At 67.8% G+C, this 13,444-nt stretch carries 12 protein-coding genes; 5 read left to right on the plus strand and 7 right to left on the minus strand.

The features are described from left to right. The first annotated feature begins 6 nt into the window (after positions 1-6). On the plus strand, positions 7-1,569 hold the full coding sequence (locus C8D78_RS10080) for a dihydrolipoamide acetyltransferase family protein (RefSeq protein WP_120953151.1): 1,563 nt from the start codon (positions 7-9) through the stop codon (positions 1,567-1,569). Between the two features lie 539 nt (positions 1,570-2,108). Here C8D78_RS10080 and C8D78_RS10085 read toward each other — a convergent pair. Further along, complete coding sequence (locus tag C8D78_RS10085) at positions 2,109-2,447, minus strand: hypothetical protein (protein ID WP_120953154.1); 339 nt, start codon at positions 2,445-2,447, stop codon at positions 2,109-2,111. A 224-nt stretch (positions 2,448-2,671) separates the two neighbouring features. Between C8D78_RS10085 and C8D78_RS10090 the strand changes: the two genes are divergently transcribed. Continuing rightward, complete coding sequence (locus C8D78_RS10090) at positions 2,672-4,306, plus strand: AMP-binding protein (RefSeq protein WP_120953157.1); 1,635 nt, start codon at positions 2,672-2,674, stop codon at positions 4,304-4,306. A 5-nt stretch (positions 4,307-4,311) separates the two neighbouring features. On the opposite strand, the gene C8D78_RS10095 is transcribed toward C8D78_RS10090, so the two are convergent. The 3 genes from C8D78_RS10095 to C8D78_RS10105 all read right to left on the minus strand — a co-directional run bounded on the left by C8D78_RS10095 (position 4,312) and on the right by C8D78_RS10105 (position 6,817). Continuing rightward, complete coding sequence (locus C8D78_RS10095) at positions 4,312-4,740, minus strand: universal stress protein (RefSeq protein ID WP_120953160.1); 429 nt, start codon at positions 4,738-4,740, stop codon at positions 4,312-4,314. 68 nt (positions 4,741-4,808) lie between these two features. Beyond that, positions 4,809-6,098, minus strand: coding sequence for an aminotransferase-like domain-containing protein (locus C8D78_RS10100; protein ID WP_120953163.1), 1,290 nt, complete (start codon positions 6,096-6,098; stop codon positions 4,809-4,811). 155 nt (positions 6,099-6,253) lie between these two features. Continuing rightward, positions 6,254-6,817: an NAD(P)H-dependent oxidoreductase gene (locus tag C8D78_RS10105; protein WP_120953166.1), complete on the minus strand. Its 564-nt coding sequence runs from the start codon at positions 6,815-6,817 to the stop codon at positions 6,254-6,256. 127 nt (positions 6,818-6,944) lie between these two features. On the opposite strand from C8D78_RS10105, the gene C8D78_RS10110 reads away from it, so the two are divergent. Further along, entirely contained in the window at positions 6,945-7,577 is a 633-nt protein-coding gene (locus tag C8D78_RS10110; protein WP_120953169.1) for a TetR/AcrR family transcriptional regulator, read from the plus strand. 373 nt (positions 7,578-7,950) lie between these two features. Next, positions 7,951-8,262: a YchJ family protein gene (locus C8D78_RS10115; protein ID WP_244208345.1), complete on the plus strand. Its 312-nt coding sequence runs from the start codon at positions 7,951-7,953 to the stop codon at positions 8,260-8,262. Positions 8,263-8,300: 38 nt separating this feature from the next. Here the strand turns inward: C8D78_RS10115 and C8D78_RS10120 are convergent, their stop codons facing one another. The 3 genes from C8D78_RS10120 to C8D78_RS10130 all read right to left on the minus strand — a co-directional run bounded on the left by C8D78_RS10120 (position 8,301) and on the right by C8D78_RS10130 (position 11,665). Beyond that, complete coding sequence (locus C8D78_RS10120) at positions 8,301-9,113, minus strand: hypothetical protein (protein WP_120953170.1); 813 nt, start codon at positions 9,111-9,113, stop codon at positions 8,301-8,303. A 144-nt stretch (positions 9,114-9,257) separates the two neighbouring features. Beyond that, positions 9,258-11,189 (minus strand): acyl-CoA dehydrogenase family protein, encoded by a 1,932-nt coding sequence (locus tag C8D78_RS10125; RefSeq protein ID WP_244208346.1) that lies wholly within the window; start codon positions 11,187-11,189, stop codon positions 9,258-9,260. A gap of 149 nt (positions 11,190-11,338) precedes the next feature. After that, on the minus strand, positions 11,339-11,665 hold the full coding sequence (locus C8D78_RS10130; protein WP_120953173.1) for a LysO family transporter: 327 nt from the start codon (positions 11,663-11,665) through the stop codon (positions 11,339-11,341). 306 nt (positions 11,666-11,971) lie between these two features. Between C8D78_RS10130 and C8D78_RS10135 the strand changes: the two genes are divergently transcribed. Continuing rightward, on the plus strand, positions 11,972-13,444 hold the full coding sequence (locus tag C8D78_RS10135) for a DUF3375 family protein (RefSeq protein ID WP_120953176.1): 1,473 nt from the start codon (positions 11,972-11,974) through the stop codon (positions 13,442-13,444).

Below are 13,444 nucleotides of genomic sequence, written 5' to 3' on the forward strand. Positions count from 1 at the left end.
GGACCCATGACGCTCAACAAGTTCAACCTTCCCGACGTCGGCGAAGGGCTTACGGAAGCCGAAATCGTCGCTTGGAAGGTCAAGGCCGGCGACACCGTGGCCATCAACGATGTCCTGTGCGAGATCGAGACGGCCAAGTCCCTCGTGGAATTGCCTTCCCCGTTCGCGGGAACGGTCACAGAACTGCTGGTGGCGGAGGGCGTCACGGTGGAGGTCGGCACGCCGATCATCAGCGTCAGTGACGCACCTGCCGCGCCGGCTCCGGCTGCCCAGGCGCCTGCCGCGCCAGCCGCGGCACCAATGTACGGCACGCTGCAGGCTGACACGTCTGACGCCGGTGAGTCGGCCGGTCCTCCGGCCGGCGGCCCGCTTGTGGGCTCCGGCCCCAAGGCCGACGCCGTCAAACGCCGGCGGCGGATTTCGGCAGCCCCGGCCACGGCATCCCAGGCCCCGGCGTCCGCGGTCGCAGCGTCCGCAACCCCGGCAGCCCCGGCCCCGGATCGCGAACACCAGGCAGCCGTAGCGATGTCCGGCGCTGACCGGGCAGGGGTCGAGGCCCACGACATCTGGATCAACCCGGATACCGTCAGCCATCCGGCCGGAGGAGCCGCGCCCGCTGTCGCCGACGACCTGCGCCCCACGCTCGGCGGTGCCATCAGCGGCCTGGTCGGCAAAGTGCTGGCCAAGCCTCCGGTCCGCAAGATCGCCCGGGACCTCGGCATCAACCTGGCCGACGTCGTGCCCACCGGCGCCCGCGGCGAGGTGACCCGCGAGGACCTGGTGAGCTACCAGGCCCAGCGTGATGCCGAGGTGGACAAGGCTGACTCGTTCTGGGGCAAAACCGGCCGCCCGCAGGACCAGCGGATCGAGCGGATCCCGGTTAAGGGCGTCCGCAAGGCCACCGCAAAAGCAATGGTGGAGTCGGCCTTCGCGGCGCCGCACGTGAGCATCTTCGTCGACGTCGACGCCAGCCGCACGATGGAATTCGTCAAGCGCCTGAAGGCCTCCCGCGATTTCGAGGGCATCAAGGTCTCACCGCTGCTGATCCTGGCCAAGGCCGTGATCTGGGCCGCTGCGCGCAACCCGAGCGTCAATGCCACGTGGGTGGACAACCCGGACGGCAGCGATTCCGCGGAAATCCACGTCAAGCACTTCATGAATCTGGGCATCGCGGCCGCCACGCCCCGCGGACTGATGGTGCCGAACATCAAGAACGCCCAGGATCTCTCGCTCAAGCAGCTGGCCCTGGCCCTGAACGAGCTCGCCACCACGGCGCGGGCCGGCAAGACCCAGCCCGCCCAGATGCAGGGCGGCACGCTCACCGTGACGAACATCGGCGCACTCGGGATCGATACCGGCACACCGATCATCAATCCGGGCGAGGTCGCGATCGTCGCGTTCGGCACCATCAAGCAGAAGCCGTGGGTCCTGGACGGCGAGGTCATTCCGCGCTGGATCACCACGCTCGGCGGCTCGTTCGATCACCGGGTGGTGGACGGTGACCTGTCGGCCCGCTTCATGGCCGACGTCGCCGCCATCCTGGAAGAGCCGGCCCTGTTGCTGGACTGACACGGCACGCAGCCGGCAGCCGGCAGGCCGTATCCCGTATCCCGGAGGCCGCAGTCCGCAGCGTTCCTTCCCAGTTGCTCCAGCTTCCCCGGCCCTGCATCCGCGGGATTCCGCGGCTTCCCTGGGCGGCCCCGGCGTCGAGCGGGGTGTAACTGGGCTGGAGCGTCGGGTCCGGGCCGCATCGGCGTCGCGGTCCGCAAGGGGATGGCGTGTTGGGCCCAAGCCGCAGTCCGTAGCCCGTAGCCCGTATCCGGGCGGCCGTAGCGTTCCTTCTCAGTTGCTCCGGCTTCCTCCGCCCTGGATCTGCGGGATTCCGCGGTTTCCCTGGGGGGCCACGGCGTCCAGCGGTGTGCAACTGGGCTGGAGCGTCGGGTCCGGAACGCGGCGACGGCGGCCAGCGGGGTGTAACTGGGATGCAGCGCTGGACACGGCCGCGGCCAAGAGGCAAAAAAGAACCCCGCCGCTGCACACGTCAGCTGCGGGGCTCCGTCAAGGGTTCCCTCATGATGAGGCCGGCATCGGGCGCTCGGCCCGGCGGGTTAGTTTCCCGAGTACGCGGTCAGCATCTGTGCCAGCGCGGGATTGCCGCTCATGCCGGCGAGGGCGGCCACGGCGCCAAACATCAGGCCCGCGAGCCCCACTCCGCACGCACTGATTCCGGTGAGGAACTTCCAGTCCTCACGGAGCACGCTGCGCAAGGTGTCGGGCGTGCGCAGGCCCGGGGCAATCAGGTTGGGGGCACTGTCCGTTGATCCGTCGTCCAGCAATGCGACAACGCGGCCGGCGCCGCGGTCCACGCGCATGGCGCTGATGTGGTTGCCGTGCCGGGCGAGGAGGATGTCGTGGCCAACCAGCTGGCGTCGCTGAAGAGTGATCATGGGGCTCCCTTGATGGGTGGGTTCTCGGATGTCCGCACCATCGCAGGGCACTTCCCATTTTAGTGAACCGCTCCCTGCCCCACGGCTCGCCAGACGGTGAGGCTGCCCACGGAAGGGGGTGATCCCCGTCAAGTCCGTGCCGTCCTGTCCGGCACACGCACTGCGGCACTAGAGTGACACCAACCGCCGCCGGACCGGCGGACGCCGATCAAAGGAGATGCTGCGTGTTTTCAAGCCCGTACCCCGACGTCGATGTTCCCAACCTCGGTATTTACGACTACCTCTTCGGCGGACTGGGAGAGGAGGACCTCGCCCGGATCGCGATCGTCGACGGCGTCAGCGGCGCGGAAACCACCTACCGTTCGCTGCGGGACCAGATCGATGCCCTCGCCGGGGCCGTGGCCGCCCAAGGCCTCGGGGTCAATGGCGTGGCCGCCATCCTGTGCCCCAACATCCCGGCCTTTGCCACCGTCTTCCACGGGCTGCTGCGGGCGGGCGCCACGGTAACCACCATTAACACGCTGTACACGGCCGACGATATCGCCAGCCAGCTCGCCGACGCCGGCGCTGGCTGGCTTTTCACCGTCTCGGCTTTGCTCCCGGCGGCCCGGGAGGCGGCCGAAAGAAGCGGCATCCCGGCCGCGCGGCTGGTGGTGCTCGACGGCGCCGACGGGCACCCCTCGCTGGGCGACTTGCTGGCCGCCGGGGCGCCGGCGCCCCGGATCTCGTTCGATCCCGCCACACATGTGGCCGTGCTGCCGTATTCGTCCGGGACCACGGGCCGGCCCAAGGGCGTCATGCTCAGCCACCGGAATCTCGTGGCCAACGTGGAACAGTCCCGGGGGCTGCTCGACGTCGGCGCCGAGGACCGGCTCCTGGCGCTGCTCCCGTTCTTCCACATCTACGGGCTTACCGTGCTGCTGAATCTGGCACTGCGCCAGCGGGCCCGGCTCGTCACAATGCCCAGGTTCGATCTCGCCGAGTTCCTGCGGATCATCCAGGAGCACCGGTGCAGCTACCTGTTCATCGCCCCGCCGGTAGCCGTGGCCCTGTCCAAGCATCCGCTGGTCAGCGAGTACGACCTCAGTTCCGTGCACACCACCCTCTCCGGGGCGGCGCCGCTGGACGGGGAGCTCGGCGCCCGACTGTCGGAACGCCTCGGATGCCGGGTACTGCAGGGCTATGGCATGACGGAAATGAGTCCCGTGTCCCATCTCATTCCGCGCGACGGCCGCGACGTCCCCGTCAGCTCCGTGGGATACACGGTGCCCAACATGCAGTGCCGGCTCGTGGATCCGGCTACGGGGGAGGACATTCCGGTTCCCCCGGAAGGGACCAGCGCGCCGGGCCATCTGCTGTGCCGCGGGCCGAACGTGATGCTCGGGTATCTCAACCGGCCGGAGGAGACTGCGGACACCCTTGACGCGGACGGGTTCCTGCGCACCGGGGACATCGCCACGGTTCGGGCGGACGGGGTTGTGACCATCGTGGACCGGCTCAAGGAGCTGATCAAGTACAAGGGGTACCAAATTGCCCCGGCGGAGCTTGAGGCCCTGCTCCTGACCCACCCCGGCATTGCTGACGCCGCTGTGATCGGATCCCCCGACGCCGACGGCCAGGAAGTGCCCATGGCGTTCGTGGTGCGCCAGCCCGGACCCGACGGCGACGCCTTGGACGGCGACGCCGTCATGGCCTTCGCGGCGGCCACGGTGGCACCGTTCAAAAAGATCCGCCGCGTGGAGTTTATCGAGGCCGTGCCGAAGTCCGCCTCAGGAAAGATCCTGCGGCGGATGCTCCGGCCCGCGGAGCAGGCCGCTGTGCCGGAGGCAGCGCCGGCCGCGCTTCCCGGGAAGGCGTAGGGGGCCTAGTCGGCGTCGGTCTTGGCGATGTAGACGTCGCAGGGGGCGTTGTGGGCCACACTGTTCGCAACGCTCCCCAGGACGCGGCCGATCCCGTGCATGCGGCGGTTGCCGACCACAATCATCCGGGCGCCGGTCCGTTCGGCTTCCCGGATCAGGGCCTCGGCGGGCTTGCCCCGGGCGGCCGCATAGGTGACGTTGGTGTCGGGCCGGCGCAGGCCGTCGGCGACGGTCCGCGCAACCTCCTCCGCGTTTCCGGCGTCGGAGACGATCCACTTGTCGCCGCCGCTGGCGAAGACCTGGGTCTTGTCGCTGTCAAAGGCGCTGACCACATGAAGGGTGGCCCCTACCGAAGCCGCAAGGTCGCGCGCGGTGTGCGCCGCCCGCAGGGCAGTCTCACTGCCGTCGACGCCGACGACGATAATTCCGGTCATGGACCGCTCCTATGTTCTACAAACTCCGCTAAACCAACCGTGCCAACTAACCGTACTGGAGACTCAGGCTACAGCGCCTCGATCGCTTCACGCAGGACCGGCGCGAGTCGCCGCACGCCCTCACGGATCGACTCGGGCGGCACGGCGCTAAATGCCAGCCGGATCTTGTTCGAGGGGTCGTCCGACGGCGTGAATGCCGCTCCCGGGATGAAGACGACGCCGGCGTCGATGGCCTTCTTCAGCAGCGGGTAGGTGTCCACACCCTCCGGCAGCGTGACCCACACGAAGAAGCCGCCGTCGGGACGTGTCCAGCTCAGCCCCTCCGGCATGTAGTCGGCCAGCGCGGCCAGCATGGCCTCGCAGCGTTCCTCGTACAGCCCCCGGTAGGTTTCGATCTGGCCGCGCCAGTCGTAATCGCGCAGATACGCCGAGACCAGCATCTGGTTCAGCGTCGGCGGGCACAGCGTGACGGCCTCCGCCGCCAGATAGTAGCGGCGTTGCAGGTGGGCCGGGACGAGGGCCCAGCCGATCCGCAGGCCCGGGGCAAAGATCTTTGAGAAGGACCCCATGTAGATGACGTCGTCGGGGTTTGCTGCCCGCAAGGGGGTCAGCGGCTTGCCGTCGAAGCGCAGCAGGCCATAGGGGTTGTCTTCCAGCACCAAGATATTCGCGCCGCGGCATATATCGACCACCGCCTGGCGACGCTCGGCTGACAGGGTGATCCCGGACGGGTTGTTGAAGCTGGGGATGGTGTAGAGGAACTTGATGTTCTTGCCGGCGGCCTGGAGGGCGGCGATCTTGGCTTCCAGCCGGTCCGGAACGATGCCGTCCTCATCCATCGCAACGGTTTCGACCTGCACCTGGTAGGCCTCGAACGTGTTGAGAGCACCCACATAGGTGGGATCCTCCACGAGGACCACATCGCCCGGATTACAGAAAACCTTGGCGGCCACATCCTGCGCGGACTGGGAGCCGGCGGTGATGACAATATTCGCGGGGTCGGCATTGAGGATCCCTTCCGCCGCCATGACCTCGCAGATCTGGGCGCGAAGCTCCTCTGTGCCTTGGCCGCTGCCGTATTGCAGCGCGATCATGCCCTGCTCTGCGATGATCTTCGCGGCAGTCTCGCCCAGGCGTTCCAGCGGCAGGGACTCCAGATACGGGCTTCCGCCGGCGAGGGAGACGAGGCCGGGGCGCATCGAGATGTCGAAGACATCCCGGACGGCCGATTGTTTGATGTTTGCTGCGCGCTCCGAGAACAGGATCTCGTGGCGGTGGGCGGACGTAGCCGCACGTTCGATTGCGTCAATTGCCTCGGCCGGAAGTACTACGGCTGCATCAAGTGTTTCGTGGGTCACAGTCCCAACGATACTACTCAGGTTGTCCGGGGGGAAACTATTGTTTTCTCAAAACTTGGCGCTCTGCCTGCAGTCAGGGCATTGCGGACCGAAAACCCAGCGGCCCCCGTCAGGCGCATGCTGACGGGGGCCCTGGGATGGCGGGGTGCGGCGGACTAGGCTGCTTCTGCGGTGCGGGCTGCGGCCAGCGCGTCGAACACGCCCTTGATCTGCTCGACAACCTCGGCGTCGTCCTTGGGGTGGACCTCGGCGAAGCGGACCATGGAGCCGGGGACTGCCAGCTTGACGTCCTCCAGGACCTGGGCGCCGGCGATGCCGACCGCCTTGCGGGCCTCATCCTGGGCCCAGACGCCGCCGAACTGACCGAAGGCGGTGCCCACGACGGCGGTCGGCTTGCCCGCGAGGGCGCCGGCGCCGAACGGACGGGACAGCCAGTCGATGGCGTTCTTGAGCGATGCCGGAACCGTGCCGTTGTGTTCCGGCGTGACGAGCAGGATGGTGTCGGCGTCGTTGGCTGCGGCGCGCAGTGCGGCGGCGGCGGCGGGCACCTGGCCCTCGATGTCGAGGTCCTCGTTGTAGAACGGGATGTTGCCGAGGCTTTCGTGGATGATGACGTCCACCTGTTCCGGAGCGTTGAGCTGGATGGCCTCGGCGAGCTGCAGGTTGGTGGAGCCGGCGCGCAGGCTGCCGACGAGGGTGAGGACGGTGTTCTTGGACATGGATACTCCTGTGCGTCACGCCGCGGGGATGGATCCCGCGGCTGCGGGTCGTGGAGGCTTTGATGGCCTTCACCGTAGCTAAACGGACTGCGGTCCGTTTGTATTCCCAGGGGCTACAATCAGCGATGTGAGCCTCATTCCCATCCGTCCCGGCGCCCAGCCCGGGGCAGGGCCTGCCGCGGGACCCGCCGCAGAGTCCGAGCGCCGTGACGCGGCACGCAACAGAGAGCTCCTGCTCTGTGCCGCCCGGGAAATCGTTGGCGAATCCGGCGCCGACGCCCTGACGATGGACCTGCTGGCCCGGCGCGCCGGCGTCGGGAAGGGGACCGTCTTCCGGCGCTTCGGCAGCCGCGCCGGGCTGATGATGGCGCTCCTGAGTGGCGCCGAGGCCGAATTCCAGAGCAGGTTCATGTTCGGCCCGCCCCCCATTGGCCCCGGCGCGCCAGCCTTGGACCGGCTGGTAGCCGTCGGTGCGGCACGTGTTTCCTGGATCCTGGAGTTCGGCGAACTGGCCCGCGCCGCCGATGCGTCGGCCCACAACAGGTTCGATGTCCCGGCAGCCGTCCTCTGGCACCGGCACCTTGAGATGCTGCTGCGCGAGGCTGGCGTGACGGCGGACCCGTGGCTTATGGCCTCGGCGCTGGCGGCGACGCTCGAGCCGGAGCTGCTGCTGCATGCCGTCGGCGTGCACGGCATCGACCCTGAGCGGCTCGCGGAATCCTGGCGCGAGCTTGTCACACGGGTGGTCGCAGGCGCCTAAAACCGCGCCGTTTAGACCGTCCCGCCGGTCAAATCCATTCCACAGAGTTATTCATAACGATCTGGTAGAGGCCCTGCCGTGTCCGGCCGGGGCGGGCCGGGGCGGCCCGGCATATGTGATAGCTTCCTCTGGAATGTGACCCGCAACATGGTCCACAAGGACCCAGCCGCAAGGCCTGCGGGCGGCCGGAAAACACCTGGCCCCATGAACCCGAAACGGCGGCGGAACCCACTGCCGGACCGGGGACGACGGAAGGACCGAAGTTGTGAACACTCTTGTCATCCCGGCCTGTATGCGGCCCCTCGGACCCGCCGCCACGGCAGCCGGATCCGCGCAGACAACGACGATCCGGAACTAACCGGTCCATGCTCCGATACCTGGCCAAACGGCGGAACAGCTCATGCGCTCCCGGTACAGCGCCTTCGTGGTCGGGGACGCGGATTACCTGCTGCGGACCTGGCACCCGGACACCCGTCCCGCGGAACTGGGGCTGGACCCGGGCATGCAGTGGCGCCGCCTGGACATCATTTCAACCAGCCGGGGCGGTCCGCTGGATAGTGAAGGTGTGGTGACGTTCGCGGCGCACTACCGGCACGACGGCGAACGCGGTGTACAACGCGAAACCAGCCGCTTTGTGCGCGAGGACCGCCGTTGGTACTACCTCGACGCCGTCGTGTCCGGCTGACACCACGCATTGATGCCATGCAGCTGGCGGTTCCGGGCTTAGAAGTTCCCGGCTGACGAGGTCCCGGCCGGGCGCTCGTCGGCCGCTGCCACCGCGGCGAAGCCGGCCCGGTCCACCTTGCGGTGGAAACGCATGCCGGCGAGGCCGCCCAGCACCGCGCCCACGAGGGCCACCACGGCCACGACGACCGCGGCGATGATGCTCATGGTGTTCAGCTGGCCCTCGTTGACCGGGATGCGCGGGAAGCTGTTCAAGCTTGCCAGGATGTTGAACCTCTGCCCGGCGACCATGCCCAGCACGGCGACCACGATCGCGGCGATCAGGGCCCAGACCCAGACCATGAACCCCTGCCTGGCGCCGTTGAAGCGCGCCATCCGGCCTGCCACGTACCCGCCGCAGTAGTAGGCGACCAGGAGGATCACGAGCAGCACGATGATGCCGGTCAGCCCGATCGTCTGGTTATTTGAAGCCTGGTTCACGGCCTCGGGGACGTTGGTGTTGGTGGCCAGGCCGACGGCGGTGCCCCCGGCGGCCACCAGCGCGGTGAGCAGGACGGCGGTGCCGGTGGCAGCGAGCCAGCCGAAGAATGCCGAGCCGACCTTGATGCCGCCGAACTGTTCCTTCTCCCGGGCCACCACCGTTTCGCGGGTGGGAACCTCTTCCACCACGGTGCCGGCCGCGGTGTCACGGACGGGTACGTCGCGGACAGGCTCTTCGCGGACGGGCGTGCGGACGGGTTCGTCGCGGCCGGATCCGTCATGGGTGCGGACCGCGGTCAGGGGCACGGTCTGGCCGGTCTCCGGCGTGGCATGGCGGGGCGTCGTTTCGTCGGGGCCTGCGGTGCTGCTCATGGGGACTGCTCACTTTCGCTGAATGACCGGCACGTCAGGGGTGCCGTCTCGGGTCCACCTAACCATGAGGCAATCCCGTTAGCAAGGATGCTTACTATCCGTTATTGCCCGTCAGCGGCCACTCCGCGTCCCGTCTGTGGTCCCTCAGCGATATCTGCGGTGCAGGTTCTCCTTCACTGAGGCGCCGGTGCGGGCATCGGCGATCCACGGTCCGGTGCCTTCTGACTGGTCGAGGACCCCGGCCTCCAGCCAGGCATAGTCGCCGGCCAGGGTCTTCCGGGCCAGGACACGGTCGGCGTCGTCGGTGTTCCGCCACAGCCGGTCGAAGTATTCGTCAACGCGGACACGGGCCTGTTCGCAATAGGCCTCCGCGAGTTCGTAGGCGGAGGCGCCGCGTTCGGGCTGGGTTCGCAGCAGCATCTCGGCCCGGGAGCAGCACGCCGCCATCGCGAAGAGCTCGGCGCCAATGTCCACAATCCGGCCGAGGAATGCCTGCTTGTGCTCAAGCTTGGCCTGCCAGCGGCCCATCCCGTAGAAGGTCTGCCGTGCCAGCCGTCGGGACGAACGCTCCACGTAGCGCAGCTGCTTGGCGAGCCGGCCGAAGTCGTTGTATGACCGGGGGTCCATCCCGGCGCCGGCCACGAGTTTGGGCAGCCACTTCGCGTAGAAGCCGGAGGCTCCCACTGCGGCCTTCGCCTTGTCCGAGAGTGGGGCGTCCTCGGAGGCGAGGTCTCCCGCGGCGGCCAGGTGCGCGTCCACTGCTTCGCGGGCGATCAGCAGCTTCATGATTTCCGAGGACCCCTCGAAGATCCGGTTGATCCGCAAATCCCGCAGCTGCTGTTCAGCGGCGACGGCCCGCTCACCGCGGGCTTCGAGGGAGTCAGCGGTTTCGAAGCCGCGGCCGCCGCGGATCTGCACGAGCTCGTCGGCGATGAGGCAGCTGATCTCGGTGCACCACAGCTTGGCCAGCGCCGCCTCAATCCGGACGTCCTTCTGCCCGGCGTCGGCCATTTCCGCGCAGAGTTCGAACACCGCATCCAGGGCGAAGGTGCTGGCCGCGATGAAGGCGATTTTCTTGCCCACGGCCTCGTGCTGGCCGATCGGGCGTCCCCACTGGGTGCGGGCGTTGGACCACTCCCGGGCGATCTTCAGGCTCCACCGGCCGGAGGCGACGCACAGTGCTGGGATCGAGAGCCGGCCCGTGTTGAGGGTGGTGAGGGCTATTTTCAGACCCTGGCCTTCGCGTCCCAGCCGGTTGGCCGCCGGGACCCTGACCTGATGGAAACGGGTGACGCCGTTTTCAAGCCCGCGGAGTCCCATGAAGGTGTTGCGGTTTTCCACGGTGATGCCGGGGGAATCCATTTCCACCACGAACGCGCTGATGCCGCCCTTGTGGTCGGTCCCGTCCGGGTCCGTGCGCGGCGGCACCAGCGCCATGACCACGACGAGTTCGGCGATGACGCCGTTGGTGGTCCACAGCTTGACCCCGTCCAGGACGTAGTAGCCGCCGTCGTCGGAGAGAACTGCGGTGCTGCCCATCCGGGCGGGGTCGCTGCCGACGTCGGGCTCGGTCAGCAGGAAGGCCGTGATGGCTCCGGCGGCACAGCGGGGCAGGTATTCCTGCTTTTGTGCCGGGGTGCCGAAGACCTTGACGGGCTCCGGGACGCCAATCGACTGGTGCGCGGAGAGCAGGGCACCGAGGCTCGGATGCACCGAGCCGAGCAGGGCCAGTGCGCGGCCGTAGTACACGAGCGTGAGGCCCAGCCCGCCGTATTCGCGGGGGATCTTCATTCCGAAGGCGCCGAGTTCGGCGAGTCCCTTGAGGTATTCGTCCGGGATCCGGTCCTCGCGCTCGATGGTCCGCCCGGACATCGTGCGGCAAAAGTCTGTGAGACGGGCCATGAACGCCTCGCCGCGTTCGACGTCGTCCGCGGGCGCCTCGGGCCAGGGGTGGATCAGGCCGAGGTCGAAGCTGCCAAGGTAGAGGCCCTTGGCGAAACTGGGCTGGTTCCAGCTGGTCTCGCGTGCTGCCTCGGCAACGGCCCGCGCGTCGGCGGCAGTCGCGGCGGGGCCGATGTGGTCCGGCGCCGGAGTATGAGGTGCCGGAGTATTAGGTGTAGGCGTTTGGGGAGCGGTGGCGGGATCTTCAATGGCGGAGCTCACTGGGCATCTCCTCTAACCGGGTGGCCGGTTTGAGCCTGGATCCGCCGCGGGTGGAGGACCCTTCAGCTGTCCCGCAATACTACTCGCGGGTAGGTGCCTGTGCTAGGGGCCGTCTGCCCTTGATAGTCGGAGCCGAAGTCGACCTGGAAGTCGCCGGGCAGTTCCACGGTCGAGGCGTGCCGGACCAGGCGGTCCCAGCCACGGTTGATGCCGTGGACCGAGCCCACCACCGCGCCGGCCAAGAGGTACCAGGCGAGCCGTCCCACGCCAACGAGGACCATGGCGGCGAAGACGGACACCATCATGAAAAGGCCGATCAAGAGGGCGAACACGAGGGTGCCAATGACCACCATCGTGCCCGTTTCCACTGCGCTTAGGTCGAACTGCATTCTTCCCCCTGCACCGTTGCTTCGGTTGAATCAGTAGCCCGAGCGTAGGGTGCCGGAGACGTGCGGATCTAGGGTCCTTTGGACGTTGCCCGCCTCTTGATACGGGATCGAAATGCTACCGGGGCGTAGGTCACGGCGCGGTAGCGGCAGGCTCACCAGTTCCGGCTGTTCAGCCCCGTACCGGCGGGAGAGCCGAGAACGATCAATCCTGCCGGAGCCCTGCGTTAACCTTGTACCTGGCAGTTTTTCGAATCCGCTGCACTGCCACGCCACCCAAACCAAGCCCAGGAAGCCGAAGGAGAGCGCGTGTCCCGTTCCGCCGTTTCATCAGCCGACGCCATCAGCGCCCGGCTTCGGGACCTCGAGCTCCTCACCAAAGGACCCGCCTGGGCCCTGACGCGCTCGGCGCCGTGGGTGATCGCCGTGCTGCAGGCATCCTTCACGCGCACCCGCGCGCAGCTGCCGCTGGAAGAATTCCATGCCGACGTCGATGCCTTCCTGGAGCAGCTCCGCCGGCAGGCCCCCGGCACGGGAGAGCAGCAGGGCGGCCCGGCCAGCGGCGCGGCCTCGGGAAAGAAATACGCGGACGAGTGGACCCGCAAGAATTTCCTGACGCGACGGAACCAGTCGGGCCAGATCGTCTACGAAGTCACCGAGCCGGCCGCCCGCGTTCTCGCCTTCCTGGACAGCCTGTCGAGCGAACGGTCCACGCTGAACGGCTCACGGCTGGGCACCCTGCTCGGCGATGTCGAGAAGCTTGCCAACGAGACCAACCCGGACCAGAGCGCGCGGCTAGAATCCCTCGAAGAGGAGATCGACGAACGCCGGCAATTGATGGAGGACATCAGCTCGGGGGACTTTGACGGACTGCTCGACGACGACGATGCCGTCGAGGCCGCCGGCAACATCCTGGACCTCGCCGCGAGCCTGCCCGCGGACTACAAGAAGATGCGTGACCGGATCGAGGAGCTCGTGGGGGAGCTGCGCAACCAGATCATCGAGGAGTCGCTGAGCAAGGGCGCCACCATGGCCCAGGTGCTCGAGGCCGACAAGCGGCTGCGGCAGAGCCCCGAAGGCCGGACCTTCCGCTCCTTCACCGCGTTCCTGGACGACCCGCAGCAGCAGCTGAGATTCCGGTCCGCGATCGGCGAGGTGCTGAGCCGCCAGTTCGCGGACGAGCTCAGCCACAACGAACGCGAGACCCTCAAGAACCTGGTTGCCGAGCTCCGCAGCCAGCACAGCCAGATCCAGAGGATCTACGGCAAGCTCAGCGAGAGCCTGAACACGTACGTCCAGAGCGATGACTTCCGCCAGTCGGTCCGGCTCCGCAAGGTCCTGCGGGAGGCGGAGCAGGCCATCCGCTCCCTGCCGTATGAGCGCGACCGGCCCGGCCTGGTCCCCGGTCCGGTGTTGTTCAGTGCCGGCTTCGAGTCGCTGGCCATGGTCAAGCTCTTCGACCCCGACGAGTTCGCGGCCCCGCCCAAGCTGGCGGACCCCATCGCGTTCTCCGACTCGGACCGCGCCCGCTCGCCCCGGACCGCCAAGGCCAAGCAGGAGGTCATCCGCGCCGCGCTCGCCGGGGCCTCGACCCTCACGGAGGCCTGGGCGCAGCTCCCCGCAGGGGAACGCCACATCAACTCCATCCGGGCCCTCCTCTCGCAGACCCTCCATGACGGCGCCGGCTTCGATCGCGAGGCCTGGGGCCCCATCGAATATGAACAAATCGATGGCACCACCCGTACCGCATACCTGCCCGTCGTCACGCTCACGAAGGATTGA

Source organism: Arthrobacter oryzae, from assembly GCF_003634095.1.
GTDB lineage: Bacteria > Actinomycetota > Actinomycetes > Actinomycetales > Micrococcaceae > Arthrobacter > Arthrobacter oryzae.

Bases quoted from the DNA above. Each gene is read 5' to 3' on its own strand.
- C8D78_RS10080 (WP_120953151.1), top strand. From the start codon at position 7: ATGACGCTCAACAAGTTCAACCTTCCCGACGTCGGCGAAGGGCTTACG.
- C8D78_RS10085 (WP_120953154.1), bottom strand. From the start codon at position 2,447: ATGATCACTCTTCAGCGACGCCAGCTGGTTGGCCACGACATCCTCCTC.
- C8D78_RS10095 (WP_120953160.1), bottom strand. From the start codon at position 4,740: ATGACCGGAATTATCGTCGTCGGCGTCGACGGCAGTGAGACTGCCCTG.
- C8D78_RS10105 (WP_120953166.1), bottom strand. From the start codon at position 6,817: ATGTCCAAGAACACCGTCCTCACCCTCGTCGGCAGCCTGCGCGCCGGC.
- C8D78_RS10120 (WP_120953170.1), bottom strand. From the start codon at position 9,113: ATGAGCAGCACCGCAGGCCCCGACGAAACGACGCCCCGCCATGCCACG.
- C8D78_RS10130 (WP_120953173.1), bottom strand. From the start codon at position 11,665: ATGCAGTTCGACCTAAGCGCAGTGGAAACGGGCACGATGGTGGTCATT.